The following is a 25635-nucleotide window of genomic DNA, read 5'->3' on the forward strand; positions in this document are numbered from 1 at the left end:
TGTCCCATCACTTCTGCTGCTGCGGCAATTGCTGCTGGTATTGCTGCAGCAGCGGCTGCGGCGGCGTGGCCGCATTGGCCGGCGCGCCTGGCGGCGGCGTCGGCGCCGGCGGCACGGGACGCGTCACCATGCTGCCGCCCACCGGCTGGCCGTCCTGCAGGGCCGGCAGCACGGGCGTGCCCAGGTCCTTCAGCATCAGGTTGCCCGTGGCCGGCACGGCGGCCGTCTCGGCCGAACGCATGTAGTCGTAGCGGTCGGCCGCCAGGCTGCCGCTCTGCTCCTTGTTGCGCACGATGACGGGGCGCAGGAAGATCATCAGGTTGGTTTTCTTGCGCTCGCGCGTCTGGTACTTGAACAGGTTGCCGATCAGGGGGATATCGCCCAGGCCGCGCACTTTTTCCGCATTGTCGCCCGTGCTGTCCTCGATCAGGCCGCCCAGGACGATGATCTGGCCATCGTCGGCCAGCACATTGTTCTCGATCACGCGGTTGTTGATGGTGATGCCGCTGACGGCCGACGCCGTGGATTTGTCCACGCTCGATGTCTCGTGATAGATGCCCAGCTTGATCGTGCCGCCTTCGGAAATCTGCGGACGCACCTTCAGGGTCAGGCCCACTTCCTTGCGGTCGATGGTCTGGAACGGATTCGTGTTGGTACCGGCCGTGCTCGTGTACTGGCCCGTCAGGATAGGCACGTTCTGGCCCACCTTGATGGTCGCCAGTTCATTGTCCAGGGTGATCAGGTTCGGCGTCGACAGGATGTTGGCGTTGCCGTCCGATTCCAGCGCATGCGCCACGGCGCCCAGGCCCAGCGCGCCGTTGATCTGCTTGAAGATGCCGACCGTCAGGCCGCCCGTCGGCAAGACCTTGCCGCCGCCCGTGGCGATGGCGCCGATGTTGTTGGTGGTGCCCGAGGCGAACGACTGCAGCGCGCCCACGCGGTAGTTGCTGGTGCTGTCGCCCGACAGGCCCAGCCACTGCACGCCGAATTCGGACGCCTTGGACGACGTCACTTCGACGATCAGCGCCTCGATGTAGACCTGGGCGCGGCGCACGTCGAGCTGGTCGATCACGGCGCGCAGGTTGCGGTAGACGGCTTCGTTGCAGGTCAGTATCAGCGTATTCGTCGACGCGTCGGCCTGGATGAAACCGGCCGCACCGCCCGACGACAGCTGCTGCGGCCCGTTGTTCAGCGACGCGCCGCCCGTGCCGCCGCTTTGCGTATTGCCGCCCAGGCCAGTGCTGTTCATGCCGCTGTTGGTCTGGCTGATCTGGTTGTTCGTGCTCTGGTTGCTGCTGCCCTGCTGCGCCGAAGCGGCCGTGCCGTCCGACGTCACCACCGAGCGCAAGGTCTGCGCCAGCTTGGTGGCGTCCGCATTTTTCAGGTACACCACGTGCACGTTGCCCAGCTGCGTGGTGGGCTGGTCCAGCTTGGAAATGAGCGACTTGGCCAGGTTGGCGCGCGCCGCCGACGGGGCGCGCAGCACCAGCGAATTGGTGCGCGGGTCGGCCAGCACGGACACCTTGCCCGCGTCGCCCGTCGCGCCGGCGCCCGCATTCCCGCCTTCCATCAGCTTGTTGACCATCGAGGCCAGGTCGGAAGCGATCGCATAGCGCACGGGGATCACGTCCAGGTCCGTCGAGGCGGGGACGTCGAGCGCGGCGATGATCTTCGCCAGGCGCTTGAGGTTATCCGCGTAATCGGTGATCACCAGCGAGTTGTTGCCCGGGTTGGCGTTGATCGTGTTGTTCGGCGAGATCAGCGGGCGCAGCACGGCCAGCAGGTTGGCCGACGATTCGTAGTTCAGGTAAAACACCTGGGTGGCGATCTGGTCGCCCTTCACCTGGCTGCTGCCATTGCCCACCTGGGTGGGCACGGATTGCAGCTTGGCGTCCGCTTCCGGCACCACCTTCGCGTAGCCGTCGCCGGACACCACCGCGTAGCCCTGCAAGCGCAAGGCGGAAGCGAGCAGTCCGAAAGCCTGCGTCTTGCTGATCGATTTTTCCGACACCAGGGTGATCGTGCCCTTGACGCGGGGATCGATGACGAAATTGATGTTGGTGTAATGGCCCACCGCCTTGATCACCGATTCGATGTCGGCGCCGACGAAATTGAGCGCCGCTTCATCGCCGGGCGCGGCCCAGGCGGGTGCCGGCATGCCGGCCACGGAACAGCACAGCAAGGCGGCGGCCGATAGGCGGCGCAGCGAGAAGGAGAAAGTATGGGGGCTCACGGATGGTTTTTTCATTGTCTGAACTCTAAGGCGATGATGTTTTTTTCGCTATTGCTACGGCGCTGTCCCAGCAAATTCAACAAACTCGCCAAGGTCTCTTCATATCCTGCTGCGGCCTGGGCCTGGCCGGAAAACTGCATGCGCCCCTGTTGCAGGCTGCCGCTGCCGTCGAGCAGCAGCGGTCCCTTGATGGAGCGCAAGGTCAACGTCGCCTGCTGCCCCTGCCAATCGAAATCGAGCTCGTAGCTGCCCAGCGGACGCAAGGACGACAGGCGCGAGGCCATGTCCGTCATCTGCAAGGTGGTGCGGCCGACGGCGGAAAACTGCCGCTGCTCCAGGGCCAGCTCCAGGGTGCTCCACGACAGGCGCATGCTGCCCGTCGGCGCTACGGTATTCAAGGGCGCGCCCAGGCCGCCCAGGCCATCGGCCGGCAGCAGCAGGGCCGCCGGGCTGACTTGCCAGTGCGACCACGAACCGCGCAGGTTCACCGTCTGCGACAGCGCCTGCGGGTTCTGCAATTCCACGTCCGCCGATCCCCACAGCACCGAGGGCGAAATGCGCCAGCTGAAACGCCCCGGCAGCAGGGGCGTCACGGCGCCGTTCGCGCTGGCCGCCCCGCCGATAAAGGCCGAGCCGCGCCACAGGGTACCTTGCGCGTCGCCCAAGGTCAAACGTCCGCCCGTCTGCTTTTCCACGATGCCCGCAACCCAGCCGGCCGGGAAAAATACCAGCAGAGTGACGCAGACGCTGGCGACGATGGCCAGCAGCCAGCCAAGCAGGCGCATCATCGCGCCGCGCCCGGGCTCTGGTGCAGGGTCAGGCTGGCGTCGACCAGCCCCGCCTTGCCCTGCGCCGTGATCTTCGCTTCCTGCACCGCCACGCGGCCTTCGCGGCGCAAGCCGTCCAGCCACAGCATGACGCTGGCAAACGGCACGCCGTTCAGCTGCACGCGCGCATATTCTCCCGTCAGCGACAGCGATTGCGGCGCCAGGCCGCGCGCCTTCAGCGAGGCGTCGAGGCTGTCGCGGCTCATGGGGGCCACCTGCACGGGCACCTGGCGCGCCAAGTCACCCGCTTCACGCGCCAGCGCCTGCAGCTGGGCCGCGTTCTGGCGCAGCTCGGGCAAGCTCTTTTGCAGGGCGATGCGGCCCGACCAGGCCGGCTCGAAAAACACGGCATAGACGAGGGCCAGCCCCGCCACCACGCCGCCGATGGCCAGCAGCTTGCGCTCCTGCTGCGTGCGCTCAGTCCAGAACGCCTGCAGGTTCTGTTCCTGGCCCGTCAGCGCGGCGCGGATCTTGTTTACTGCTGCACTCATGCTTTTGCTCCCGTGGCCGGCGTGATTTTCCACACGCCCGGCGCCGTTTCATTCAAGGCCAGCTTGCGCGCGGCCAGGCCGTCGCGCACCTGCGCCTGGGCGCTGGCGTCGACCATGTCCGGCTTCAGCCTGACGATCAGGGCCCGCTCGCGGTATTCCAGCGACGCCACCACGCCGCGCCCGGCCAGGCCGCCCAGCGCCTCGCCCAGGGCCGCGCTCATGCTGGTGAAGTCATCCATGCTGGCTTGCCCGCCCTGCAGGCGGGCAGCGGCGATATTGCGCCGCATCTGCTCCGCTTCCAGGCCAAACACGGGCGCTTCGTTCGGATACGCGGCCTTGAAGGTTTGCTGCATCGAGGTGCGCACGGTGGCGGCCTCGCGCTTCAGGCGCATCCATTCGATATTCATGCCGGCCAGGTTGACGATCACGGCCAGCAGGGCCAGGCGCAGCGGCCAGCGCCAGCGGCGCCAGTCGGCGGCCGCGCCCGTCGCCGTGCCCAGCGCGGGGGCCAGGTCCAGCGCCGCCCCCCTGGCACCGGCGATCCAGTGCGCCCAGTGATCAGGCTCGACCGTCACGCCCTCCATGCCGGCGGCAAGTTGTTGATATTGCGCAAGCTCCGCCTGCACCACGTAAACTGTCAGGGGCACGTCGCCGGCAAACGCGCGCGTCGCCAGCAGCGCCTGCTGCGGCTGGGCCGGCAATACCAGGCCCAGGCCCTCCTGCGGTGCCTGGCGCAAGGCCAGTTCCAAACCGTCGCCGCTGGCCTGCAGGGCGGCCGTCACGCTGCCCGGCTGCAAGGGCAGGCACAGCTGCGACGGCAGCAGCGCCACCTTGCGCGCGCCCTGCGCCAGCAAGGCTTTTACCAACACCTCGGCCCAGGCGCGCTGCGCCACGGCCACCGTGCGCATGCCGTTGGCATCGGGCGCACCGGCGGCCAACAGGCAATCCTGGGCGTCGCCGAGAATATGTTCTTCCACCAGGCCCGGCAAGGCCGCGCGCAAACGGGCGCCGGCCAGCGGCGGCGTTTTCAGGCGCAGCAGGGTCACGTCGGCGGCCGCCAGCAACAGCACCACCTGCTTCGCACCGGCGATCAGCTGGCCCAGGCTGCCCAGCGGCGCGCTGCCTTGCTGCAACAGGGCGCCGCCGTCGCCGGCCAGCACGAAGGAGCAGGCAGGCGCGCTGTCGGTGGACGCCTTGGCCGGGTGACGGATATACAGTATTGTCAAAGTGACTCGCTTTCAGCTGTTAATTTTCGCGCAGCCACACCAGGCTGGTGGTGCGCTGCGGATCCGTTTTACGATTGACGAGCGCCACGGCATCGAGGGCGGCGCGGTCCAGCCGCACACGGATGACGGTGAGGAAGTAGCGGCTCTTCACGTCGAGTTCGATACCTTCAATCACTTGCTTCGCATCAATATTATTCTTGAAATTTGCCAAATCAACAAACTTTTTACGCGGATTGCTCAAAGTCAGGGCGCTGGCCTCGGACAGCGACAGCATCGTCACGGCCGCCAGCACTTCGGCCGGCGCCGTATTCACGTTCACTGGCGTCAATTCCGGCAGCACGATGACGAAGTCGCGCAGCTTCTCGATCATCTGCGGCGTATAGCCGGGCACGGCCAGCAAATCCTCCACTTGCGTAAACGCCACCGGCTCGCTGCTGCCGCCCGATGCCGGGCTGGCCTTCTTGCCATCGCTGCCGTTGTCGCTGCTGGTGGTGCGCGGTTTCGGCCGTGCGCGCAGCACGGCATCGGCCGTCGCCTGCGCCAGGCCGCTATCGAGCTGCAAGTTGGACAGCAGGCGCTGATAGGCCTGCACATTGCCCGTATTGACACCGCCCGTGGCATTGATCAGGTTGGCAATATTGAAGCGCGCCTGCGCGTCGAGCGCGCGGCCCGAGACGGTGGCGTCGAATTTTTCCGTGTCGACCTTTTCGCGGTCCACATAATCGTCGAGCCGCGCTTCCTCGATGGGCGTGGCCCACACGCCATCAAGCGCCGTCAGCGAAGGATTGTCCTGGCGCAGCCAGAAGCGGGCGAAGTCGACCATGCCGCGCATGGCCCACTGCGTCTGCAGGCGCAAACGCTGGTTTTCCATCGAGCGCACCTGCACCTGCTGCTGCCAGAAAAGGCTGGCGACGACGGTGATGGCCAGCGCCGTCAGCAGCAAGGCCGTGATGACGGCCACGCCGCGCTGGCGTGCCGGGCGGGAAAAACGCTTCATCCCGGCCCCAATAAGAAGACTTTGGACAGGCCCGCGTCCTGGCCCGGCATCTGCAGGGTCACTTCCAGGCCCGGCACTTGCGTGGAAATGCTGGCGCCCGCCGTCAGCACATTCCAGGCGCCATTGCTCCAGCCCCGCATGACCATGCTGTCGACGCCATGCATCAGGGCCACGTCGGCGCTGGAGGTATCGGTATCGTCGCGCGCCGCCTGCCACAGGGTGTCGAGCACGGCCAGGTCGCGCGTGCCGTTCGACTCGCGCCGCGTCAGCACGCCGCCGCGCAGGCGGTAAGTGACCACTTGCAACTGCTGCGGTTCCTGTTCCGACGCGGCCAGGCGCACCAGGGTCAGGCGGTCATTCTCCGCCGACAGGTTGGTGCGGCCATTCAGCAGGGTATTGTTCTGGCCGGCGCCGGCCAGGTGGTCGCAATCGCTTTGCATCTGGGCAAACGCCAGCTGCATGCCGCGCGCCTGCTCCAGCTGGCTGGTCAGCACTTCGCGCGAACGCATGATGCTGTCCAGGCCGCGCCAGCCCAGCACGGCGACCATGGCCAGGATGCCGATCGCCACGAGCAGCTCGATCAGCGTGAAACCGGCGGCGGAGAGCGTGCGGCGCGCCATCAGTCGTTAAAGGAAAGCAGGACCAGGCGCACGATGCGCCGGGCCGGGTACTGCGCGTCATACACGTTGACGCGCACTTGCCGGATGCGGGGATTCGGCGTGGCCACCACCTCTTCTTCGCAGATGAGTTTCAGATCGCCCTGCGGGCAGTCGACCGTGCGCTTGCCCGTCTGCGGGAAGGTTTTTGCCAGGCGCAGCCGCACCAGGTGGTTTTCCGCCGACCAGGTGGCCATCATGGCGCTGCGCAAGCCGTCGCTGTTCTGCGTCAGGCTGCCCACGGCGCGCAAGGACGCGCCCAGCGCCGTGCCGACGATGACCAGGGCGACGAGGACTTCGAGCAGAGTAAAGCCGCGCTGGCGGCGTTGTCGGGAGAGGGACATCATTGCTCGACCGTGAAATGGCCGATGCCGTCGGCGCGGATGGCCACGCTGCGCTCGCCGCTGGCCAGGGTCAGCACGAAGGGCTTGTCGACCGGTTCGCGGCCGAAGATGATGCGCAGGGGCTGGGCCACGCTGCTCGACGGCTGCACGCTGAGCAGCATGGGCGTATTGTTGAAGCTGCGCTCGCGCAGCAAATCGTCCTGCGTCACGGGCTGCCACAGCTTTTCATTGAGGACCAGGAAACGGTATTGATTTTCGTCCGCCTCGAAGGCCACCTGCCGGCTGCGCACGATGGCTTCATCGCGCGCCAGCTGCAGCAGCAGGGCGATGCGCTCGGCTTCCTTTTGCAGCGCCTGCTGGCCGTTCGGCATGGCGTTCAGCGAGACCAGGCCCAGGGTGACGCCGATAATGACCATCACCACCAGCAATTCGATCAGCGTGAAGCCGCGCTGGCGCAGCTGGCGGCCGGTGGTCATGGCAGACATGCAATGGGAAACTTACAGTTCCCAGGAACCGATATCGGCATCGTCGCCGCTACCGCCGGGCTGGCCGTCGGCGCCCAGCGAAATGATGTCGACTTCGCCTTTGATGCCCGGCGACAGGTACTGGTACGGGTTGCCCCATGGATCTTTCGGCATCTTTTCCAGGTAGCCGCCCGCCTTCCAGCCGTTCGCGGCCGGTCCCGTGGTCGGTTTTTCGATCAGCGCCTGCAAGCCCTGTTCCGTCGTCGGGTAGCGCTGGTTATCCAGGCGGTACAGTTTCAAGGCTTGCATCACGGTGGCAATGTCGACTTTCGCCGCCGCCACTTTCGACTCGCCCGTGCGGGCGATCAGCTTGGGCACCACCAGCGAAGCGAGGATGCCCATGATCACCACCACGACCATGATTTCGATCAAGGTGAAGCCGCGCGCGCGGCGCTGGCGATTCGGATGGTTTGCTGCGTTTTGCATAAGAAAGAGAGAAGAAGGTGAGTAATGAATGCAGAGTATAAAGCGGAAATATGACAAAGCCTGTCATATGGGGAAAAATTTGTGCGGCGGGTTTTCAGGGCGACAAGACCACTTCGCCGCAAACGGCGCAGCCGGGGTCGCGCGCGACGCGCATGCTGCTCCATTCCATGTGCAAACCGTCGAGCAGCAGCAGGCGCCCGGCCAGCGATTCCCCCGCGCCCATCACCAGTTTCAGCGCCTCGGCCGCCTGCATGGCGCCCACCACGCCCACCAGCGGCGCGAACACGCCCATGGTCGAGCACGCCTCATCCGTGAACTGCTGCTCCTGCGGAAACAGGCAGGAGTAGCACGGCTGGGTGCCCGTGCGCGGGTCGAACACGCTCACTTGCCCATCGAAGCGGATCACGGCGCCCGACACCAGCGGCACCTTGGCCGCCACGCAGGCGCGGTTGACGGCATGGCGCGTGGCGAAGTTGTCGGTACAGTCGAGCACCACCGTGCTGGAGCAGACCAGTTCGCTCAGGCGCGCACCGTCGAGGCGTTCCTGCAGGGCCACAATTTCAATGTCCGGATTGATGCCGATCAAGGTTTCACGCGCTGACAGCACTTTCGGCTGACCCACGCGGGCCGTCGTGTGGGCGATCTGGCGCTGCAGATTGGTCAGGTCGACCGTATCGTCATCGACCAGGGTCAGCTTGCCGACGCCGCTGGCGGCCAGGTACATGGCCGCGGGCGAACCGAGCCCGCCCGCGCCGATCACCAGCACATGCGCGTCCAGCAAGGCTTGCTGGCCTTCGATGCCGATCTCGTCCAGCAGGATGTGGCGCGAATAGCGCAGCAGCTGATTGTCATTCATGGCGGCGGCTACGGTTTCTGCACAGGAATTTTCTTGTCGTCCGCCTTGATGTCGGAAGCGATTTCCGGCTTGGCGCCGATCTTCTCCACCTTGGCATCGACCTTGGCCAGCTGCACCGGCAGACCCTGGAAGTGGTTCAAGGCTTGCTGCAGCTGGAAATCGTCCTTGGCGCCGTATTCGAGCGGCTTGCGCTTTTTCGCCGTGGCGATCAGGCGCTGCTCTTCTTCCAGCTGTTCGTGCATGCCTTCCATGGTCGGCTTGGCCGCTTCCGGCTTGCCATCGTTGCTGCTCAAGTGTTTTTCCAGGTCCGCCTCGCGGATGCGCAGGCTGTTCCAGCCATCGCCTTCGGCCGTTTCATCGACCAGCAAGTCGGGCACGATGCCGCGCGCCTGGATGGCCCGGCCTTTCGGCGTGTAGTAGCGGGCCGTGGTCAGCTTGACAGCCGTGTCGGCCGTGATCTGGCGCAAGGTTTGCACGGAACCCTTGCCGAAGGTCTGCGTGCCGATGACGGTGGCGCGCTGGTAATCCTGCAAGGCGCCGGCGACGATTTCCGACGCGGACGCGGAACCGGCATTGACCAGCACCACCAGCGGCACGCTTTTCAGCGCGGCCGGCAGCTTGGCCAGCGGGTCCGCCTTGGCGCCCGGCGCCGCATAGAATTCGCGGCGGCCATAAAACACCTGTTTCGATTCCGGCAACTGGCCCTTGGTGGAAACGATCACGGAATTACCCGGAAGAAATGCTGTCGCCACGCCGATGGCGCCCGGCACGACGCCGCCGGGATCGTTGCGCAAATCCAGCACCAGGCCCTTGAGCTTGGGGTCTTGCGCATACAGGGCGTTGATCTTTTTGACCATGTCCTCGACGGTCGGTTCCTGGAACTGGGCGATGCGCAGCCAGGCATAGCCGGGCGCGACCATCTTGGCCTTCACGCTTTGCACGCGGATTTCCTCGCGCACGATGGGGAAGACCAGCGGCTTGCTTTCGCCCTTGCGCGACATCGTCAGCACCAGCTTGCTGCCAGGCTGGCCGCGCATCTTCTTGATGACTTCTTCCAGCTGCAAGCCTTTCAGCGGAATGTTGTCGAGGCGGGTGATCAGGTCGCCCGCCAGGATGCCCGCCTTGGCGGCAGGGCTGTCCTCGATGGGCGAGACGACTTTCACGTAGCCGTCTTCCATGCTCACTTCGATGCCGATGCCGACAAACTTGCCCTGCACGCTTTCGCGCATTTCCTTGAAGGCATTTTTATCCAGGTAGACGGAATGCGGGTCCAGGGACGAGACCATGCCGGAAATGGCTTCCGTCAGAAGTTTCTTGTCTTCCACCTTCTCGACATAATCGGACTTGATCAGGCCGAAGACGTCGGACAGCTGGCGCAGCTCGTCGAGCGGCAGCGGGGCATTCGTGATTTTCTGCGCCACGGCCGGGAACTGCAGCGACATGCCGATGCCGGCCAATACGCCCAGACCGATCAGGCCGATACTTTTGACTTTGATACCCATGTATTCTTCGCAATCTACAAATTCGCTGCCGCAGCAATGGTGGGGACTTAGAACTTCACCCAGGTGGCGGGGTCGAAGGCGCGGCCCTGATGACGCAGTTCAAAGTATAGCCCTGATTCCTCGTTGCCGCCGCTGTTGCCCGCGCTGGCAATGGCGTCGCCGCCCTTGACGGCGTCGCCCACGCGCTTCAGCAAGGATTGGTTATTGCCATAAATACTCATGTACTGGCCGCCGTGATCGACGATGATCAGATTGCCGAAACCGCGCAGCCAGTCGGAAAACACGACCCTGCCGCCGGCGATGGCATGGATTTCGCTGCCTTCGCCCGTGCGGATGAACACGCCCTTCCAGCTGGGGCCATCGCCGCGCTTACTGCCGAAGCGGGCGGCGATCTTGCCCGCCACGGGCGCGCGCAGCTGCCCTTTCATGCTGGCAAAGGCGCCGGCCGGCGCGGCCGGGCCCAGGCTCGGACGTTCCGGCTCCGGTTCCGGCTTGGGTTCCGGCTTCGGCGTCACCTTGGCCACTTGCGGCGGCTCGTCGTCGTCGATCGGTTCCAGTTTCACGGGCGGCGGTGGCGGCGTCTGCGGCTTGATCTTGCCCGATTTATTCTGTTGCTCTTTCGCAAGACGTTCGCGTTCGGCCTGCGCCTGGGCGGCCTTGGCGCGCGCGGCCAGCAGGCGTTCGCGCTTTTCCGCCGCGATCTTGGCGTCGGCGGCCGCTTTCGCAGCGGCGCGCTGTTCCGCCAGCAATTGCTGGCGTTTCTTTTCGGCTGCTGCCGCGGCGGCCTGCTCTTCGATCAGTTTTGCCAGCTTGTCGACCAGGTTGCCCATGCGCTGTTCGTCGCGCTCGACATTGCCCACTTCCTTGCGCTGCGCCACCAGGCGCTGCGACAAGCTCGCCAGCAAGGCGGCGCGGCGCGCCTTCTCCTGCACCAGCAGGGCTTTCTGGTCGCGCTCTTCCTGCGCGATTTCTTCCAATTCATCCTTGGCGTTCTGCACGTCCGCCTGGTTTTTCTCCACCGCCAGCAAGTTGGCGCGCAAGGCGTCGAGCAGGCGCGCCTGCGCCTGCGACACATAGGCCATCAATTGCAAGTCGCGGTTGATGCGGTTGGGGTTGTCGCCCGACAAGAGCAGCTTGATGCGGTCTTCATTACCGGCAACATATTGTTCACGCAGCAATTTCGACAGCTGCGTCTTTTGCTTTTCGACGGTGGCCGTCAACTGCTGGTGTTCTTGCCCCAGCGCATTGAGTTTCACGCCCGTCTCGCTTTGCTCCTGCGCCAGGTCGCGCAAGGCGCGGTTGGCGTTGGAAATGGCCTCTTCCGACTCGGCCAGGGTATCGGCCGCATCATCCTTGGCGCTTTCCGTGCGGCTGATGTCGCGCTTGAGCGCCGTCAGCTTTTGTTGCAATCCAGCACGTTGCGCTTCCGCGGCCGCCTTCTGCTTGCTGCGTTCGGTGGGCTTGGCACCCTGTGCCGCACCGCTCGACATCAGCAGCGCTGCGCACAGCATGGCGCCGGCGCGCCACGCCGGCAGGGGTCGTTCAGCAGAGGGGGCGATTGCTGTGCCGCGGAAGAAAGACAACAAGTTACTTGGCCTTCCCTTGGTTCGCCACGGCCGCTTGCGCTGCCGCAATCGCTGCCGGGTCGCCCAGGTAGTAATGACGGATCGGTTTCAAGTCGGCGTCCAGTTCATACACGAGCGGCTGGCCGTTCGGAATGTTCAGGCCCACGATGTCGCTGTCGCTGATGCCATCGAGCATCTTGATCAGCGCGCGCAGGCTGTTGCCGTGGGCCGAAATGATGATCTTCTTGCCAGCGCGGATGGCCGGGGCGATTTCTTCATCCCAGGCCGGCATCACGCGCGCCACGGTGTCTTTCAGGCATTCCGTCAATGGAATCGACGCTTTCGGCAAGCCGGTATAGCGCGGATCATTGAACGAGGCGCGGTCGTCATCCTCTGCCAGCGGCGGCGGCGGCGTGTCGTAGCTGCGGCGCCATACCAGCACTTGCTCGTCGCCATACTTGGCGGCCGTCTCGCCCTTGTCCAGGCCTTGCAGGGCACCGTAGTGGCGTTCGTTCAAGCGCCAGTCGTTCTTGATTGGCAGATACATCATGTCCATCTCGTCGAGCGCCAGCCACAGGGTGCGGATGGCGCGCTTCAGGACCGAAGTGTAGGCCACGTCGAACGTAAAACCTTCCTGCTTGAGGATCTGGCCGGCGGCCTTGGCTTCGTTGACGCCCTTTTCCGTCAGGTCGACGTCGGTCCAGCCGGTGAAGCGGTTATCGAGGTTCCAGGTGGACTCGCCGTGACGCATGAAAACGATTTTGTACATAGTTCTATCTTCTCAAGGGGTTCAAATCAAAAAAGCAAAACGTAAAAAGACCTCGTCCAGCTTCTATTTTATAATGCGCGGATTGACTTAAACCATTGGACCCTACGTGAAATTCATTATCGACCACATTTTTCTGTTTGCCATCGTCATTATTTCCGGCGGCGCCCTCCTCTGGCCACTGCTGTCGATGCGCGGCAAGCGCGCGACCGTGCTGGAAGTCACGCAACTGATCAACCGTGGCAAGACCATCATCGTCGACGTGCGCAACGCGGAAGAATTCGCCACGGGCCACTTGCCTGACGCAAAAAATATTCCGCTGCCGGAACTGGCAAAACGCCTGGGCGAGCTGGAAAAATTCAAAACGCGCCCCATTGTAGTGGTTTGCCAGAAAGGTTCGCGTTCGGCAACCGCCGTCGGCCTGCTGGGCAAAGCCGGTTTCGCTGAGGCAACGAGCCTGGAAGGCGGCCTCGACGAATGGAAAAAGCAAGGTTTGCCATTGAAAACCTTGTCGCTGGCGAAATAAGCCGGCCTTAACTGAAGGAATCATCATGACCGTACCCGTTATTGTTTACAGCACCGCCGTGTGCCCGTACTGCGTGCGCGCCGAGCGCCTGTTGGAAGCCAAGGGCGTGACCGTGCAAAAGATCCGCGTCGACCTCGACCCGGAAGAGCGCATCAAGATGATGGAACGCACGGGCCGCCGCACGGTGCCGCAAATCTATGTGGGCGAAACCCACGTGGGCGGATTCGACGATTTGTATGCGCTCGATCAAGCCGGCAAGCTGGACCCCTTGTTAAATGGCACGGCAGCCTGATATAAAGCGGGTTCGAGAAATTGCTTGGTTTTTTGTCGTATTGTTTTGATACAATTGCCCTCGCACCTGATCTGGCCGCGCCTACCCGGCGCGGTTTGAATACCGCAAGCACCATATTTGAACGGTGTGCCGTTCTTGTCCTTTACAACGAAAGCGTTCCATGTCTGACGAAAATCTGCAACCAGTCTTCCAAATCCAACGCGTCTACCTGAAAGACATGTCGCTGGAACAACCAAATTCCCCAGCTATTTTCCTGGAACAAGAAGCACCAGCGATCGAAGTGGCTCTGGACGTGGGCGCTGCGCCTCTGGCCGACGGCATCTTCGAAGCCACCGTGACCATCACCGTGACCGCCAAAGTCGGCGAAAAAGTCGCTTTCCTGGTTGAAGGCAAGCAAGCTGGTATCTTCGAAGCACGCAACATTCCTGCCGATCAACTCGATCCGCTGCTGGGAATCGGCTGCCCGAACATCATCTACCCTTACCTGCGCGCCAACATCGCCGACGTGATCACCCGTGCCGGCTTCCCGCCAGTGCACCTGGCCGAGATCAACTTCGAAGTGTTCTACCAACAACGTCTGCAAGCTATTGCTGACGCCGCTGCAGCTGCCCCGGCAGCCGACGCGACGACGCACTAAGCTTCAGGCAAGACCCCGCCAGCCGTCAAGGCTGGCCTGACACGGCGGCCTGGCCGCCGTGTTTCGTTAAGGTTCAAAAATATCATGTTGAAAAGTGCGCTCTTGAGCAAGTTCCGCTGGATGGCCGGCGCCGCGCTGCTGCTGGCGACCGCCGCCAGCCATGCCGTCGATTTCAAAACGGTGGGCGCCGCTCCCGTGATCCTGTACGACGCACCCTCCGCCAAGGGCGGCAAGCTGTACGTGGCGCCACGCGGCATGCCGCTGGAAATCGTGCTCAGCTACGGCGAATGGGTCAAGGTCCGCGACGCCAGCGGCGAAATGGCCTGGACGGAAGCCAAGGGCCTGTCCGCCAAGCGCAACGTCGTGGCACGCGCCGCCAACCTCAAGGTTCGCGCCAGCCCCGACGACAACGCCTCCCCCATCCTCCTCGTCGACAAGGGCGTGCTGCTGGAAATGAGCGAGCAACCGAGCTCCGGCTGGGTCAAGGTGCGCCACAAGGATGGCCAGAGCGGCTACGTCAAGACCAGCGAAGTGTGGGGCTTGTAAGTACCAGCACCGCCAGATTCATCCGGGCAGCGGCCAGCCGCGCCGCGCCCCTCCCCTGCCAGACTGAGGTAGCATGCAAGTTTCCCCTGAAAATACTCCCGATACCGCCGCCAAGGCTGGCCCGCGCCCGATTACCGTGCTGGGCGCCGGCGCCTGGGGCACGGCCGTGGCCATGGCCCTGGCCGGCCGCCACGACGTGCTGCTGTGGGGCCGCAACGGCGACGCCATGGCCGCCATGGCCGCCAGCGGCGAAAACAGCTATCTGCCCGGTTTTGCCTTGCCGCCGCAACTGCGCATCGGCGCCGATTTCGACGCGGCCGTCGCGCATGCCGGCGGCGAACAGGGCCTCTTGATCGCCGCCTGCCCCGTGGCGGGCCTGCGGCCCATGCTGCAGCAGCTGAAAGACAAGACCATCGGCAACCTGGTGTGGCTCTGTAAAGGATTTGAGGGTGGCACGGGCATGCTGCCGCACCAGATCGTGCAGGAAGTGCTGGGCGACACGGTCGCCGGCGGCGCCCTGTCCGGCCCCTCGTTCGCCCAGGAAGTGGCGCGCGGCTTGCCGTGCGCGCTGACCATCGCCTCGCACAGTGCCGCCTTGCGCGGCGCCGTCGTCTCGGCCTTGCATGGCGGCACCATCCGCGTGTATGCGAGCGAGGACCTGGTGGGCGTGGAAGTGGGCGGCGCCGTCAAGAATGTGCTGGCGATCGCCACGGGCGTGGCCGACGGCCTGGGCCTGGGCCTGAATGCGCGCGCCGCGCTGATCACGCGGGGCCTGGCGGAAATCACGCGCCTGGGCACGGCCCTGGGTGGCCAGACGGAAACGTTCATGGGCTTGACGGGCATCGGCGATCTGATTTTGACCTGCACGGGCGACCTGTCGCGCAACCGCCGCGTCGGCCTGGGCCTGGCGCAAGGCAAGGCGCTGGCCACCATCGTGGCCGAACTCGGTCATGTGGCCGAAGGCGTGCCGTGCGCCAGGGCCGTGCGCGAACTGGCGCGCCGCATGGGCGTCGACATGCCGATCACCAATGCCGTGGCCGGCGTGCTGTTCGATGGCGATTTGCCGCAGGTGATGGTGCAGCAACTGCTGTCGCGCGATCCGCGCGATGAAGCCACCTGAAAGCGTGGCAAAGCGGGGCTTAACGGCCCGCCTTGTGCATGAGTATCGTCAGCAGCAATAAACTGTCTTCGCGCGCGGCCAAAGCATGCGCCTGGCCGCCGTGCAGATACAGCATCTGCCCCGGCCCCAGCAGCTGCTCGCGGCCATGCGCGTCGACCGCCACCTGGCCTTGCAAACACAGCAAGGTGATCTCGCCGAGCACGTGATGCTCGGGCATGGTCTTGCCCTTCGGCATGCACATGCGGATCAATTCCAGTTCATCCGTCTTGGCCAGCGCGATGGCGGAAAACTGCGACAGGTCGTCGCCGTCCCTGCGCCGCACATCGATCACCTGTCCTGAACTTGCGTGCTCCAGTGCCATCATGTGCTCCTTCCGCAATTACTCGGTGACTTCCTCCGGCTCTTTCGCGCCGCGCATCCACTCGACCAGCGGCCACGCATCCTTCAAGCCTTCCGCCAGGATCGGCAGCAGTTTCTCGGGTTCGTTCACGGGCAGCGGTATTTCGGTCCAGACAAAAAAGCTCTTCAGCTTGATGAATTCGATGTGTTCGGCATCCGCCTCGAAGCCCTTGGGCGGGCGCTGCAGCTTGCCCTCGTTCTGGATGCTGCCGAAGCGGGCCTTTAAACGCTTATTTTTCAGCACTTTGGAAAAACCTGGCGCGTCGTTGACCATGTGTTCGCGCAGCGCCTTCAGGCGGCCCGGGGGCGGCATGTATTCGCCGGCGCCGAACAGCAAATTACCCTGGCCATCGATCTGCAGATAATACGTGGGGCCGCCCGCCTTGCTGGGACGGCGCATGTCGTTCGGCGCGATGGCGGCGGAAAAACGCGTTTTATACGGGCTCTTGTCGTGGGCAAAGCGCACGTCGCGGTTGATGCGGAACATGGCCTTCTTCGGATTGCAGTATTTCACAGCCGGGTCGAACTTGCCCAGCTCGCCGATCAGCGACGTCACCAGCGCCAGGAATTCTTCGCGCAGGATGTCGTAGCGGGGCTTGTTCATGACAAACCAGGGACGGTTGTTGTTATCGCTCAGTTCACGTAAAAATTGGGTCAAATCACGCACATGCATGTGTCAGCTTCCGATCAGCAACTATTTGGAAAGCTCTTTCGGGAGGGGGCGCTTGCCCACCACCACGTCGAGCGCCGCTTCGCGATTCTTGCGCAGCACCGTCATTTTAGCTTTTCCGCCGGGCGGCAGTTGGGCGATCAGGTTGAGCATTGCCGTCGTGTCGTCCACGGGCTTGCCTTCCACCGTCAGCAGGATGTCGCCGGGCACGATGCCCGCCTTGTCCGCCGGGCCGTTGCGCACCACGCCGGCGATGATGGCGCCGCTGCTGCGCTGCAAGCCGAAGCTTTGCGCCAGCTCGGGCGTAATGTCCTGCATTTCCACGCCGATCCAGCCGCGCACCACGTGGCCATCCTTGATGATGGCTTCCATCACGGTTTTCGCCGTCGAGACGGGAATGGCGAAACCGATGCCGACGGAGCCGCCGCTTTGCGAGTAAATCGCCGTATTGATACCGATCAAGTTGCCGCGCGTATCGACCAGGGCGCCGCCCGAATTGCCGAAGTTGATCGCCGCATCCGTCTGGATGAAGTTTTCAAAACTGTTGATGTGCAGATTGTTGCGGCCCAAGGCGGAAATGATACCCATGGTCACCGTCTGGCCCACGCCGAACGGGTTGCCGATGGCCAGCACCACATCGCCCACGCGCGCCAGTTCCGACTGGCCCAGCACGATGACGGGCAGCTTGTCGAGGTTGATCTTGATCACGGCCAGGTCCGTTTCCGGATCCAGGCCCACCACCTTGGCGGGCGCCTTGCGGCCATCGGTGAGCACCACCTCGATTTCGTCGGCGCCTTCGACCACGTGGTTATTGGTCAGCACATAGCCTTCATGGCTGACGATGACGCCCGAACCGAGGCTGTTTTTCAAGTCGTCGTCATCGTCGGCGTCCGGGTCGCGGTCGCCGAAGAAACGTTTGAAGAAGGGATCGCGCGCCAGCGGATGGGCGCCGCGCTTGGGCACTTGCAGGGTGAGGATGTTGACGACGGCGGGCATGGCGCGCGCCGCCGCGTCGCGGTAGGAACCGGGCGCCAGGCTGCTCGACGCCGTTTCCACCACGGGCACCGGTTTCGCCGGAGAGCCCAGTTGCTGTACCCGGCTGGCCGGGCGCAGCGCGCCGTACACAAAGTACAGCGCCAACGCGATCGTCACGGTTTGCGCAAACAATAACCAGAATCGTCGCATAGCACTCCACCCAGGTCAGCCGGCCGGTGCCGGAACGACTTATTTTGCCAGATCGTTGCTATTCTGTCCGTTCTTCTGCAGAGAGTCGCGGATTTCACGCAGCAGGACGATGTCTTCCGGCGTGGCCGGTGGGGCTGCCGGCGCGACCGGTTCGCTGCGGCGGGCCTTGTTCATCAGGCGCACCATCTGGAAGATGATGAAAGCAAGAATGATGAAATTGAGCAAAATGGTGAGGAAATTACCATAGGCCAGCACGGCGCCCGCCTTTTTCGCTTCCACCAGGGTCAGGGTGGTAACCTGGCCATTCAGGGGCAGATAGTAATTGGCGAAATCGAGGCCGCCGAAAATGCGGCCGATGGGCGGCATGATCACGTCTTGCACCAGGGAATCGACAATCTTGCCGAAGGCGCCACCGATAATGACACCGACCGCCAGATCGACGACGTTACCCTTCATTGCAAATTCTTTAAATTCTTGCATCATTGCCATGAATTTCTCCTTCGGATATGTATAAAAAACATGCCGATCATACTATTGATTCCCGGTGCCACCAACTTGTGGTTGTCAGCAGGGCCAATTCCGGCACAGCCGCGCGCATCTAGTTCGAAAGAACTAGCCACCTCCTGCAAAAGTATATAAATTATGGTACAAGCAACGTTTTTGTTTTATTCGTTGTTTGCTTCACTTATAATTTGCGGTTGCCAGTAGCGGCTTTTTCGCTGCCGGATAATCAACAAGAAACTGGCACGGGCTGCGCCATTGGCCGAAGTTCCGCAGGGATGTTGCCACTTTACCGTACAAAGATGCGGGTTGCGGCAATCAGTGGGAAAGAGCTTCGGCGACGGTTTTTTCGCGGCCGCCACTCATAATAAAGATTCGCATTTTGACTGATTGGGGTTTGCATGAGTAACGAAAAGCAGGTCGATTCAGGCCGTCGCGGCTTGCTCGTCGCCACGTGCGCGGCGGGCAGTGTAGTTGGATTGGCAACCGCGGGAGCCTTGGTAAGCACCTTCCAGCCGTCGGAGCGCGCAAAAGCGGCCGGCGCGCCCGTCGAAGTAGACATCACCACCTTGCAACCCGGCGAAATGCGCACCGTCGAATGGCGCGGCAAGCCGGTCTGGATCATCAAGCGCACGCCGGAAATGATCGCGTCGCTGAAAAAAACCGACGACAAGGTCGCCGACGCCGATTCCAAACGTAACCCTGCCGAATTCACCCCCGAATACTGCATGAACGAGGCGCGCTCGATCAAGCCTGAAATCCTCGTCGCCGTCGGCATCTGCACCCACCTGGGCTGCTCCCCTTCCTCGAAATTTACCCCTGGCCCGCAACCGTCGCTGCCCGATGACTGGGAAGGCGGCTTCCTGTGCCCTTGCCACGGCTCCACCTTCGACATGGCGGGCCGCGTGTTCAAGAACAAGCCTGCGCCGGACAACCTGCAAGTGCCGCGCCATATGTATCTGAGCGACACCAAACTGCTGATAGGTAAAGACGAGAAAGGCGAGGCTTGATCATGGCTGCTTTCAAAGAAACGAAATTTCCTGCCGATGCACCTGTCGCCGAAAAAGCCCTGGGCTGGGTCGATGACCGCTTTCCCCTGACCAAGCTGTGGAACGATCAATGGGGCAAGTACTACGCCCCGAAAAACTTCAATTTCTGGTACATCTTCGGTTCGCTGGCCATGCTGGTGCTGGTGCTGCAGATCGTCACCGGCATCTTCCTGACCATGCACTACAAACCGGATGCGGCCCTCGCCTTCAATTCCGTCGAGTACATCATGCGCGAAGTGCCGTGGGGCTGGCTGGTGCGCTACATGCACTCGACGGGCGCCTCCGCCTTCTTCATCATCGTCTACCTGCACATGACGCGCGGCCTGCTGTACGGTTCGTACCGCAAGCCACGTGAACTGATCTGGCTGTTCGGTTTCGCCATCTTCCTGTGCCTGATGGCCGAAGCGTTCTTCGGCTACCTGCTGCCATGGGGCCAGATGTCGTACTGGGGCGCGCAAGTGATCGTCAACCTGTTTGGCGCCATCCCCCTGATCGGCCCGGACCTGTCGCTGTGGATACGCGGCGACTACGTCGTCTCCGACGCCACCCTGAACCGCTTCTTCGCCTTCCACGTGATCGCCATCCCGCTGGTACTGCTGGGCTTGGTTGCAGCGCACTTGATCGCCCTGCATGAAGTCGGCTCGAGCAACCCGGACGGCATCGAAGTGAAGGAAAACCTGGGCGCCGATGGCCACCCCGTCGACTCCATTCCATCGCATCCGTACTACACCGTGCACGACCTGTTCGGCGTGTCGATCTTCCTCGTCATCTTCAGCGCCGTCGTGTTCTTCGCGCCGGAAATGGGCGGTTACTTCCTGGAATACAACAACTTCCTGCCAGGCGACTCGCTGAAGACCCCGCTGCACATCGCGCCAACCTGGTACTTTACGCCGTTCTACTCGGTGCTGCGCGCCACCACGGCCGACTTCATGTACGTGCTGATGGCTGCCGTGGCCGCCTACGTGGTGTTCATCTGGCTCAAGTCGCGCCTGTCGACAACGGTCAAGTCCGCCATCGCCGTCATCGCCCTGGTCGCCATCGTCGGCATGCTGCCGCAGGTGCTGGACGCGAAATTCTGGGGCGTGGTGTTCTTCGGCGGTTCCGTGGTGATCCTGGCCTTCCTGCCATGGCTCGACCATTCGCCCGTGAAATCGATCCGCTACCGTCCGACCTGGCACAAATACATCTACGCCATCTTCGGCCTGTCGTTCCTGGTGCTGGGCTACCTCGGTACCCAGGCGCCAACGGATACGAAAACCATCGTGTCGCAAGTGTGCACCCTGATTTACTTCAGCTTTTTCCTGCTGATGCCATGGTGGAGTGCAATGGGCAAGTTCAAGACCGTGCCGTCGCGTGTGACGTTTCACCCGCACTAAGCCGCTCTCACGCCACGCTCAAAGGACATACATCATATGAAGATTGCAAAAAAACTGCTCGCCATCCTGGCCCTCGTGCCCGCCATGGCCCTCGCCAGCGAAGGCGGATTTCCGCTGGACAAGGCACCTGACCGCCAGACCAACATGGCAGCGCTGCAGCATGGCGCCAAATTGTTCGTCAATTATTGCTTGAATTGCCACGCCGCCGTGTCGATGCGCTACAACCGCCTGCGCGACCTGGGCTTGACGGAAGACCAGATCAAGCAGAATCTGTTGTTCTCAGGCGATAAAGTCGGTGACTTGATGACGACCAGCCTGGCGCCGCAGGACGCCAAGGCTTTCTTTGGCGTCGTACCGCCGGATTTGTCGGTAATTTCGCGCGCGAAATCATCTTCCGCTGGCACAGGCGGCGACTACCTGTATACTTACCTGCGTACGTTCTATAAAGACGACACTCGTCCGACCGGCTGGAACAACATGGTCGTGCCGAATGTTGCCATGCCGCATGTATTATGGGAATTGCAAGGTGTCCAGACTGCCAAGTTCGTGGAAGAGAATGATCCCCACGAAGCTGGCAAGAAGATCCACAAATTTGCCGGCTTCGAGCAGGTCAAGCCAGGTACATTGAACAAGATCGAGTATGACAATGCGGTAGCCGACCTGGTCGGCTACATGGAGTGGATGGCCGAACCGGCACAGCAGACACGCAAGCGCCTGGGCGTTTGGGTGCTGCTGTTCCTGTCGGTATTTGCTCTGCTGGCATGGCGCCTTAACGCGTCGTTCTGGAAGGAAGTCAAATAAGTGAGGCGCCGGCCGCAGGCCGGCTGGTGCCTGTTTCTGCGTTGTCCGCATGAGTGGACAAGCGACCTGGGGTGAGCCGTTCGCGGCTTCACCCCCTTTGTTTCTAAGGAACTATAAAAAATGATGGTTCTCTATTCGGGTACAACCTGCCCATTTTCGCAACGCTGCCGCCTGGTCCTGTTTGAAAAAGGCATGGACTTCGAAGTGCGCGACGTCGACCTGTTCAACAAACCGGAAGATATTTCGACCATGAACCCGTATGGCCAGGTGCCTATCCTGGTCGAACGCGAACTGATCCTGTATGAATCGAACATCATCAACGAGTACATCGATGAGCGCTTCCCGCATCCGCAACTGATGCCGGCCGATCCGCTGATGCGTGCCCGCGCGCGCCTGATGCTGTTCAACTTCGAAAAAGAACTGTTCGTGCACGTGCACGTGCTGGAAAGCGAACGCGCCAAGAGCAACGACAAGGCCCACGACAAGGCACGCGCGGAAATCCGCGACCGCCTGACGACCCTGGCGCCGCTGTTCCTGAAAAACAAGTACATGCTGGGCGACGAATTCTCGATGCTCGACGTGGCTGTCGCGCCGCTGCTGTGGCGCCTGGACCACTACGGCATCGAACTGTCGAAGACGGCTGCACCGCTGATGAAATACGCCGAACGCATCTTCTCGCGTCCGGCGTATATCGAAGCGCTGACGCCTTCGGAAAAGGTCATGCGCCGCTAAAAGATATCCCCATAAAGCTACTGCGCAGCCCGCTCTCGACTTGGCGTTACTCGCCGTACTCAAGTACGGCTGCGTTACTGAAGCCGATATCGGGCTTGCTCGCTACGCTTTCTGGGGCATCTTGGGCCAGCTGTCATGCTTGGTTCCTGTATTGATAGTTGTCCCATCGTTTCATTGAACTACCGGTGCGCCCGCCTCATGCTGACGGGGGCGCTCCCGCCTCACCGTGCCTACCATGTCTGAAATCTCAACCAAACCTTATATGCTGCGCGCCATCTACGAGTGGTGCACCGACAGCGGCTACACGCCTTATCTCGCGGTCAAAGTCGATTCGCGCACCACGGTACCGATGGAATACGTGAAAAAGGGCGAAATCGTGCTCAACATCAGCTTCGGCGCCACCAGCGGCCTGAAGATGGACAACGACGCCATCCGCTTCCACGCCCGCTTTGGCGGCGTCTCGCGCGAAATCTACGTACCGGTCGACAACGTGATGGCCATCTACGCCAACGAAAACGGCCAGGGCATGGCCTTCGAGCCCGTGCTGGGCAACGATGACCCGGATGCGCAACCGACGGACAGCCCCGCATCCGCCGACGTCCCGCCGCCAGTGCTCGCCCCCGCCGCCAGCGGTCCCACCCTGTCGTCCGTGCCCACCGGTTCCCCCGAACAGCGCGATGCCGCCACGCCAGGCGACGACGAGCCACCAAAAAAAGGCGGCCGCCCGACCCTGACACGCATTAAATAGCGTATAATTCGCAACGCGCAGTTTTTGCCGACTTAGCTCATTTGGTAGAGCAGTTGATTTGTAATCATCAGGTGGCCAGTTCGAAACCGGCAGTCGGCACCAGAATTCAGCAGTAAATCAAAGGGTTACCCGCTCCGGCTGGTAGCCCTTTTTTCTTTTCCCCCGCCTGCATGGCACTCCCGTGAGCATGCAAACGCGTCACCATCCAGATCGGCCGCTGGCGTGCTGCGCCGCGCCATGACGTCCGGCACATTTAGGCGCAAGATGAGTACGTGCTTGCGCAAAGCAGGCTCCCGATGTCTGGCTTATCTACCTGGGGGAACATCATGTCCGCACACACTTACAAGCTGATCGAACTGGTCGGCACGTCGACCGAGAGCAGCGATCAGGCGATACGCGATGCCATTGCCAAGGCGGCGCTGACGGTCAAGCATATGGACTGGTATGAAGTGACCGATTCGCGCGGGCATATCGTCGATGGCAAGGTGGCGCACTTCCAGGTCACGCTCAAGGTCGGCTTCCGGCTCGAATAAAGCCATGCGGCATGGGCGGCACCGGCGTGCCAGCTGCGCGCCTTGCACTACCTTGCCCTTGCGCTACCGCCTGGCGGCTGACCTGCCCTGCAGCCACTCCCTGCCCCCCGCCTCCAGCGCGGTGTCAATGACCTTTTCCGGCAAGCTGTAGACGGTCGCCCAGCTGGCGCGTCCATCCTGCGTGTTGGCGGGGAAACTGTGGGTTTCAATCGGCCAGTGGTATTTGCGCTTCAAGGCCTTGACGATGGCGGCCAGCGAGACGCGGCCTTGCAGCGGTTCGGCGCCGGACTGGTCGCGGTTCGACAGCAGCACGGCCAGGACCTGGCCGCGGCCCGTGCGCGCGCCGGGGAAGGTGGGGGTTTTGTTTGCCATGGCCTATTTTACCGGGCAATGATCGGGCGAGCGGCGACGTGCCGCACCTTTGATATGCCGCAAGCACCGCACCGGCGTTGCGGCCACCATGAGCATTTCGCCAGGCGTGCCAGCGCCCCTCTGGCTGCCTGGGCCTATGATCAAGGGGCGCAGGAGCCTATCATGCACAGCCTGAACATCCACGCCATGCAATGGCAGCCCGTAGCCAATATTTCCGCCGTCGATCCGCTGCTGCCCGAGGATCTGGCCTGCTTTCGCGAAGTGCGCGACGTGCTGCAACGCTATGGCGCGCTCGACCGCTTCAGCATTTCCCTGATCCACCGCCATTTCGACATCGCCGACGACGAGGAGCTGATGGAGTACACGGATGTGGAACAGCGCACCTTGACGGTGAAACCTGTCAAGAAAAGCGACATCGACTGGAATCACACGACGATTACCAACTGGAAATTAACGCAAGACGAGGAAGTGGCGCGCATCGCTTGCGGTTGCGCACGCAATTCCGGTGGGCACCTGGGCTATCACCGCGGTACCTGAGGCCGGCCGACGCCGCCCGCCAGGCGGCGTCGGCCTTTCTTACACTGTCCCCTATCCAGCGCAGTTCGCTTTGCGCAAGTGCTTGATTCAATGTAATTTTTTTGTGTGGCATGCAAGCTGCTTATCTGTGTCTACGAGATGAATCCAGGCAATTCCTTCTGGATTCTTTGTCCCCCGGATTTTCCGAGACTGACCACGACAAGAGGCTGCGATGAACGTCGATCACACACGAAACAAGACTCTGGGCTGGCTGGGCGCACTGGCGGCGGCCAGCCTGCTGGCCAGCGGCCAGGCGCAGGCCGGCGCGTACGGCCTGGCCGTCAATGAGTTGAACAATTTCCGCATCACCACCAGCGCCGGCACGCTGTCGCTGGCCGGCGCCAACCGCAATGCCAGCGACAGCGCCTTTTTCGAAGGCGGCGTGGCCGTCAATCCCCGCGCCGTCAATACGGGCCCGGCCGCCAACGCGGACGTGCTGCAAGTGTGTTCGGGCGGCGGCTGCAACGGCTTGCCGCAGAACCATTACGCGCCCACCACCGCGCTGGAATTCGCGCGCGGCGACGCGCATGCCTTCGGCAACATGCTCAATGGCGGCGCCAGCGTGAGCGCCGTGGCGGAAGCGCAGCGCAACACCATCGGCGCCGCCACGGCCACGGCCGGCGACACGCTGACCGGTTCCGTCAACCTGACCCTGTCGAGCGCCGGCTTCATCACCTTCAGCTTCATGGGACGGCGCGACCTGCGCACCAGCGTGACGACCATGGGCGACAAGTCGAATGTGTCGATCATGGATATCTTCAATATCTCGTGCAACAGTTCCAGCCCCGTCGGCTGCCTGTCGCACGCGAACGCGGATGGCGTGATCTTCCAGTTCGCCCCCGATGGCGACCCGAACAATGGCAGCGACGTCAACGGCAACCATGGCGCAGGCAGCCTGGACCCGTTCAGCCTGAACATGACGGCCGGCACCAACGACCCCGCCACCTCGCGCGCGTTCACGAACGGCTTCGCGATGTTTTCCCTGACCTCGAATTTCGCCCTGCCCGCCGGCAGCTACACCTTGAACTTTTCCAAGTCCACGCGCACCGACATCGTCGTCATCGATCCGCCGCTGGCCGTACCGGAACCGGGCACCTTGTTCCTGCTGGGCACGGGACTGGCGGCCCTGGCTGTGACGCGGCGGCGGCGGCCGCAATAA

The 25635-nt window shown here is 62.8% G+C and carries 31 protein-coding genes and 1 tRNA gene; 14 read left to right on the top strand and 18 right to left on the bottom strand.

Features of this window, described 5'->3' with window-relative positions; all coding sequences use genetic code 11:
* Window positions 1-7: 7 nt before the first annotated feature.
* The 13 genes from gspD to gpmA form a co-directional block, all read right to left on the bottom strand.
* Complete coding sequence (gene gspD, locus GCN74_RS04190; protein WP_152255464.1) at window positions 8-2248, bottom strand: type II secretion system secretin GspD; 2241 nt, start codon at window positions 2246-2248, stop codon at window positions 8-10.
* Window positions 2245-3021 carry a type II secretion system protein N gene (locus tag GCN74_RS04195; RefSeq protein ID WP_152255465.1) on the bottom strand — a complete coding sequence of 259 codons (777 nt, stop codon included), beginning with the start codon at window positions 3019-3021 and terminating at the stop codon, window positions 2245-2247. Before GCN74_RS04195 ends, gspD begins: the two co-directional genes overlap by 4 nt.
* Window positions 3018-3551 carry a type II secretion system protein GspM gene (gene gspM, locus GCN74_RS04200; RefSeq protein WP_152255466.1) on the bottom strand — a complete coding sequence of 178 codons (534 nt, stop codon included), beginning with the start codon at window positions 3549-3551 and terminating at the stop codon, window positions 3018-3020. The genes GCN74_RS04195 and gspM overlap by 4 nt, the downstream gene beginning before the upstream one ends.
* Window positions 3548-4777, bottom strand: coding sequence for a type II secretion system protein GspL (gene gspL, locus GCN74_RS04205; RefSeq protein WP_226938856.1), 1230 nt, complete (start codon window positions 4775-4777; stop codon window positions 3548-3550). Before gspL ends, gspM begins: the two co-directional genes overlap by 4 nt.
* A gap of 19 nt (window positions 4778-4796) precedes the next feature.
* Window positions 4797-5774, bottom strand: coding sequence for a type II secretion system minor pseudopilin GspK (gene gspK, locus GCN74_RS04210; protein ID WP_152255467.1), 978 nt, complete (start codon window positions 5772-5774; stop codon window positions 4797-4799).
* Window positions 5771-6394: a type II secretion system protein J gene (locus GCN74_RS04215; RefSeq protein WP_152255468.1), complete on the bottom strand. Its 624-nt coding sequence runs from the start codon at window positions 6392-6394 to the stop codon at window positions 5771-5773. The genes gspK and GCN74_RS04215 overlap by 4 nt, the downstream gene beginning before the upstream one ends.
* Entirely contained in the window at window positions 6394-6774 is a 381-nt protein-coding gene (gene gspI / locus GCN74_RS04220) for a type II secretion system minor pseudopilin GspI (RefSeq protein ID WP_226938857.1), read from the bottom strand. The genes GCN74_RS04215 and gspI overlap by 1 nt, the downstream gene beginning before the upstream one ends.
* Window positions 6774-7259 carry a type II secretion system minor pseudopilin GspH gene (gene gspH / locus GCN74_RS04225; RefSeq protein ID WP_152255470.1) on the bottom strand — a complete coding sequence of 162 codons (486 nt, stop codon included), beginning with the start codon at window positions 7257-7259 and terminating at the stop codon, window positions 6774-6776. The genes gspI and gspH overlap by 1 nt, the downstream gene beginning before the upstream one ends.
* A gap of 12 nt (window positions 7260-7271) precedes the next feature.
* On the bottom strand, window positions 7272-7724 hold the full coding sequence (gene gspG, locus GCN74_RS04230) for a type II secretion system major pseudopilin GspG (RefSeq protein WP_152255471.1): 453 nt from the start codon (window positions 7722-7724) through the stop codon (window positions 7272-7274).
* 94 nt (window positions 7725-7818) lie between these two features.
* On the bottom strand, window positions 7819-8580 hold the full coding sequence (locus GCN74_RS04235) for a HesA/MoeB/ThiF family protein (protein WP_152255472.1): 762 nt from the start codon (window positions 8578-8580) through the stop codon (window positions 7819-7821).
* Window positions 8581-8588: 8 nt separating this feature from the next.
* Complete coding sequence (locus GCN74_RS04240; RefSeq protein WP_152255473.1) at window positions 8589-10082, bottom strand: S41 family peptidase; 1494 nt, start codon at window positions 10080-10082, stop codon at window positions 8589-8591.
* 47 nt (window positions 10083-10129) lie between these two features.
* Window positions 10130-11593: a murein hydrolase activator EnvC family protein gene (locus tag GCN74_RS04245; protein WP_152255530.1), complete on the bottom strand. Its 1464-nt coding sequence runs from the start codon at window positions 11591-11593 to the stop codon at window positions 10130-10132.
* A gap of 76 nt (window positions 11594-11669) precedes the next feature.
* Window positions 11670-12416, bottom strand: a complete 747-nt coding sequence (gene gpmA, locus GCN74_RS04250; protein WP_152255474.1) for a 2,3-diphosphoglycerate-dependent phosphoglycerate mutase — start codon at window positions 12414-12416, stop codon at window positions 11670-11672.
* Window positions 12417-12522: 106 nt separating this feature from the next.
* Here gpmA and GCN74_RS04255 point away from each other — a divergent pair, with 106 nt between their 5' ends.
* The 5 genes from GCN74_RS04255 (at window position 12523) to GCN74_RS04275 (ending at window position 15534) form a co-directional block, all read left to right on the top strand.
* On the top strand, window positions 12523-12939 hold the full coding sequence (locus GCN74_RS04255; RefSeq protein ID WP_152255475.1) for a rhodanese-like domain-containing protein: 417 nt from the start codon (window positions 12523-12525) through the stop codon (window positions 12937-12939).
* Window positions 12940-12964: 25 nt separating this feature from the next.
* Complete coding sequence (gene grxC / locus GCN74_RS04260) at window positions 12965-13231, top strand: glutaredoxin 3 (protein WP_096233262.1); 267 nt, start codon at window positions 12965-12967, stop codon at window positions 13229-13231.
* A 160-nt stretch (window positions 13232-13391) separates the two neighbouring features.
* A complete protein-coding gene (gene secB / locus GCN74_RS04265) occupies window positions 13392-13868 on the top strand; it encodes a protein-export chaperone SecB (RefSeq protein WP_077398684.1) in 477 nt (158 codons plus the stop codon).
* Between the two features lie 84 nt (window positions 13869-13952).
* Entirely contained in the window at window positions 13953-14414 is a 462-nt protein-coding gene (locus GCN74_RS04270; protein WP_152255476.1) for an SH3 domain-containing protein, read from the top strand.
* A 73-nt stretch (window positions 14415-14487) separates the two neighbouring features.
* Window positions 14488-15534, top strand: coding sequence for an NAD(P)H-dependent glycerol-3-phosphate dehydrogenase (locus GCN74_RS04275; RefSeq protein ID WP_152255477.1), 1047 nt, complete (start codon window positions 14488-14490; stop codon window positions 15532-15534).
* 19 nt (window positions 15535-15553) lie between these two features.
* On the opposite strand, the gene GCN74_RS04280 is transcribed toward GCN74_RS04275, so the two are convergent.
* The 4 genes from GCN74_RS04280 to mscL are packed head-to-tail and all read right to left on the bottom strand — an operon-like array spanning window position 15554 to window position 18277.
* The gene (locus GCN74_RS04280; protein WP_226938858.1) at window positions 15554-15898 is read right to left on the bottom strand and encodes a cupin domain-containing protein; all 345 of its coding nucleotides are present in this window, start codon (window positions 15896-15898) and stop codon (window positions 15554-15556) included.
* 15 nt (window positions 15899-15913) lie between these two features.
* On the bottom strand, window positions 15914-16606 hold the full coding sequence (locus GCN74_RS04285; RefSeq protein WP_152255478.1) for a DUF2461 domain-containing protein: 693 nt from the start codon (window positions 16604-16606) through the stop codon (window positions 15914-15916).
* A gap of 21 nt (window positions 16607-16627) precedes the next feature.
* Window positions 16628-17788, bottom strand: a complete 1161-nt coding sequence (locus GCN74_RS04290; RefSeq protein WP_193316958.1) for a Do family serine endopeptidase — start codon at window positions 17786-17788, stop codon at window positions 16628-16630.
* A gap of 39 nt (window positions 17789-17827) precedes the next feature.
* Window positions 17828-18277, bottom strand: a complete 450-nt coding sequence (mscL, locus tag GCN74_RS04295; protein WP_152255479.1) for a large conductance mechanosensitive channel protein MscL — start codon at window positions 18275-18277, stop codon at window positions 17828-17830.
* A gap of 413 nt (window positions 18278-18690) precedes the next feature.
* Between mscL and petA the strand changes: the two genes are divergently transcribed.
* The 7 genes from petA to GCN74_RS04330 all read left to right on the top strand — a co-directional run bounded on the left by petA (window position 18691) and on the right by GCN74_RS04330 (window position 23528).
* Entirely contained in the window at window positions 18691-19299 is a 609-nt protein-coding gene (gene petA / locus GCN74_RS04300; protein ID WP_152255480.1) for a ubiquinol-cytochrome c reductase iron-sulfur subunit, read from the top strand.
* A gap of 2 nt (window positions 19300-19301) precedes the next feature.
* Window positions 19302-20714 carry a cytochrome b gene (locus tag GCN74_RS04305; protein ID WP_152255481.1) on the top strand — a complete coding sequence of 471 codons (1413 nt, stop codon included), beginning with the start codon at window positions 19302-19304 and terminating at the stop codon, window positions 20712-20714.
* Window positions 20715-20750: 36 nt separating this feature from the next.
* Window positions 20751-21515, top strand: a complete 765-nt coding sequence (locus GCN74_RS04310; protein WP_152255482.1) for a cytochrome c1 — start codon at window positions 20751-20753, stop codon at window positions 21513-21515.
* Between the two features lie 120 nt (window positions 21516-21635).
* A complete protein-coding gene (locus GCN74_RS04315; RefSeq protein WP_010394154.1) occupies window positions 21636-22247 on the top strand; it encodes a glutathione S-transferase N-terminal domain-containing protein in 612 nt (203 codons plus the stop codon).
* A 235-nt stretch (window positions 22248-22482) separates the two neighbouring features.
* Complete coding sequence (locus GCN74_RS04320; protein WP_152255483.1) at window positions 22483-22995, top strand: ClpXP protease specificity-enhancing factor; 513 nt, start codon at window positions 22483-22485, stop codon at window positions 22993-22995.
* Window positions 22996-23021: 26 nt separating this feature from the next.
* Window positions 23022-23097, top strand: a tRNA-Thr gene (locus GCN74_RS04325).
* A gap of 224 nt (window positions 23098-23321) precedes the next feature.
* A complete protein-coding gene (locus GCN74_RS04330) occupies window positions 23322-23528 on the top strand; it encodes a dodecin (RefSeq protein ID WP_071325761.1) in 207 nt (68 codons plus the stop codon).
* Window positions 23529-23591: 63 nt separating this feature from the next.
* Here GCN74_RS04330 and GCN74_RS04335 read toward each other — a convergent pair whose 3' ends face one another.
* Window positions 23592-23900: a hypothetical protein gene (locus GCN74_RS04335; RefSeq protein WP_152255484.1), complete on the bottom strand. Its 309-nt coding sequence runs from the start codon at window positions 23898-23900 to the stop codon at window positions 23592-23594.
* A gap of 162 nt (window positions 23901-24062) precedes the next feature.
* Here GCN74_RS04335 and GCN74_RS04340 point away from each other — a divergent pair, with 162 nt between their 5' ends.
* Together GCN74_RS04340 and GCN74_RS04345 are read left to right on the top strand one after the other, a co-directional pair.
* The gene (locus GCN74_RS04340) at window positions 24063-24437 is read left to right on the top strand and encodes a hypothetical protein (RefSeq protein ID WP_152255485.1); all 375 of its coding nucleotides are present in this window, start codon (window positions 24063-24065) and stop codon (window positions 24435-24437) included.
* 211 nt (window positions 24438-24648) lie between these two features.
* Entirely contained in the window at window positions 24649-25635 is a 987-nt protein-coding gene (locus GCN74_RS04345) for an EDSAP-1 family PEP-CTERM protein (protein ID WP_152255486.1), read from the top strand.

Origin of the sequence: Janthinobacterium sp. FT14W (assembly GCF_009208755.1) — a bacterium.
GTDB classification, from domain to species: domain Bacteria; phylum Pseudomonadota; class Gammaproteobacteria; order Burkholderiales; family Burkholderiaceae_D; genus Janthinobacterium; species Janthinobacterium violaceinigrum.

What these genes read in the sequence shown, in the direction of transcription:
- gspD (WP_152255464.1), bottom strand. Translation starts at nt 2,248, where the DNA reads ATGAAAAAACCATCCGTGAGCCCCCATACTTTCTCCTTCTCGCTGCGC.
- GCN74_RS04240 (WP_152255473.1), bottom strand. Translation starts at nt 10,082, where the DNA reads ATGGGTATCAAAGTCAAAAGTATCGGCCTGATCGGTCTGGGCGTATTG.
- GCN74_RS04315 (WP_010394154.1), top strand. Translation starts at nt 21,636, where the DNA reads ATGATGGTTCTCTATTCGGGTACAACCTGCCCATTTTCGCAACGCTGC.
- gpmA (WP_152255474.1), bottom strand. Translation starts at nt 12,416, where the DNA reads ATGTACAAAATCGTTTTCATGCGTCACGGCGAGTCCACCTGGAACCTC.
- gspI (WP_226938857.1), bottom strand. Translation starts at nt 6,774, where the DNA reads ATGTCCCTCTCCCGACAACGCCGCCAGCGCGGCTTTACTCTGCTCGAA.
- gspG (WP_152255471.1), bottom strand. Translation starts at nt 7,724, where the DNA reads ATGCAAAACGCAGCAAACCATCCGAATCGCCAGCGCCGCGCGCGCGGC.
- grxC (WP_096233262.1), top strand. Translation starts at nt 12,965, where the DNA reads ATGACCGTACCCGTTATTGTTTACAGCACCGCCGTGTGCCCGTACTGC.
- petA (WP_152255480.1), top strand. Translation starts at nt 18,691, where the DNA reads ATGAGTAACGAAAAGCAGGTCGATTCAGGCCGTCGCGGCTTGCTCGTC.
- GCN74_RS04330 (WP_071325761.1), top strand. Translation starts at nt 23,322, where the DNA reads ATGTCCGCACACACTTACAAGCTGATCGAACTGGTCGGCACGTCGACC.
- GCN74_RS04340 (WP_152255485.1), top strand. Translation starts at nt 24,063, where the DNA reads ATGCACAGCCTGAACATCCACGCCATGCAATGGCAGCCCGTAGCCAAT.
- mscL (WP_152255479.1), bottom strand. Translation starts at nt 18,277, where the DNA reads ATGGCAATGATGCAAGAATTTAAAGAATTTGCAATGAAGGGTAACGTC.
- GCN74_RS04305 (WP_152255481.1), top strand. Translation starts at nt 19,302, where the DNA reads ATGGCTGCTTTCAAAGAAACGAAATTTCCTGCCGATGCACCTGTCGCC.
- GCN74_RS04290 (WP_193316958.1), bottom strand. Translation starts at nt 17,788, where the DNA reads ATGCGACGATTCTGGTTATTGTTTGCGCAAACCGTGACGATCGCGTTG.
- GCN74_RS04195 (WP_152255465.1), bottom strand. Translation starts at nt 3,021, where the DNA reads ATGATGCGCCTGCTTGGCTGGCTGCTGGCCATCGTCGCCAGCGTCTGC.
- GCN74_RS04310 (WP_152255482.1), top strand. Translation starts at nt 20,751, where the DNA reads ATGAAGATTGCAAAAAAACTGCTCGCCATCCTGGCCCTCGTGCCCGCC.
- GCN74_RS04235 (WP_152255472.1), bottom strand. Translation starts at nt 8,580, where the DNA reads ATGAATGACAATCAGCTGCTGCGCTATTCGCGCCACATCCTGCTGGAC.
- GCN74_RS04320 (WP_152255483.1), top strand. Translation starts at nt 22,483, where the DNA reads ATGTCTGAAATCTCAACCAAACCTTATATGCTGCGCGCCATCTACGAG.
- GCN74_RS04335 (WP_152255484.1), bottom strand. Translation starts at nt 23,900, where the DNA reads ATGGCAAACAAAACCCCCACCTTCCCCGGCGCGCGCACGGGCCGCGGC.
- GCN74_RS04280 (WP_226938858.1), bottom strand. Translation starts at nt 15,898, where the DNA reads ATGATGGCACTGGAGCACGCAAGTTCAGGACAGGTGATCGATGTGCGG.
- GCN74_RS04275 (WP_152255477.1), top strand. Translation starts at nt 14,488, where the DNA reads ATGCAAGTTTCCCCTGAAAATACTCCCGATACCGCCGCCAAGGCTGGC.
- GCN74_RS04215 (WP_152255468.1), bottom strand. Translation starts at nt 6,394, where the DNA reads ATGGCGCGCCGCACGCTCTCCGCCGCCGGTTTCACGCTGATCGAGCTG.
- GCN74_RS04270 (WP_152255476.1), top strand. Translation starts at nt 13,953, where the DNA reads ATGTTGAAAAGTGCGCTCTTGAGCAAGTTCCGCTGGATGGCCGGCGCC.
- gspH (WP_152255470.1), bottom strand. Translation starts at nt 7,259, where the DNA reads ATGTCTGCCATGACCACCGGCCGCCAGCTGCGCCAGCGCGGCTTCACG.
- GCN74_RS04345 (WP_152255486.1), top strand. Translation starts at nt 24,649, where the DNA reads ATGAACGTCGATCACACACGAAACAAGACTCTGGGCTGGCTGGGCGCA.
- gspM (WP_152255466.1), bottom strand. Translation starts at nt 3,551, where the DNA reads ATGAGTGCAGCAGTAAACAAGATCCGCGCCGCGCTGACGGGCCAGGAA.
- secB (WP_077398684.1), top strand. Translation starts at nt 13,392, where the DNA reads ATGTCTGACGAAAATCTGCAACCAGTCTTCCAAATCCAACGCGTCTAC.
- GCN74_RS04245 (WP_152255530.1), bottom strand. Translation starts at nt 11,593, where the DNA reads ATGCTGTGCGCAGCGCTGCTGATGTCGAGCGGTGCGGCACAGGGTGCC.
- GCN74_RS04285 (WP_152255478.1), bottom strand. Translation starts at nt 16,606, where the DNA reads ATGCATGTGCGTGATTTGACCCAATTTTTACGTGAACTGAGCGATAAC.
- gspK (WP_152255467.1), bottom strand. Translation starts at nt 5,774, where the DNA reads ATGAAGCGTTTTTCCCGCCCGGCACGCCAGCGCGGCGTGGCCGTCATC.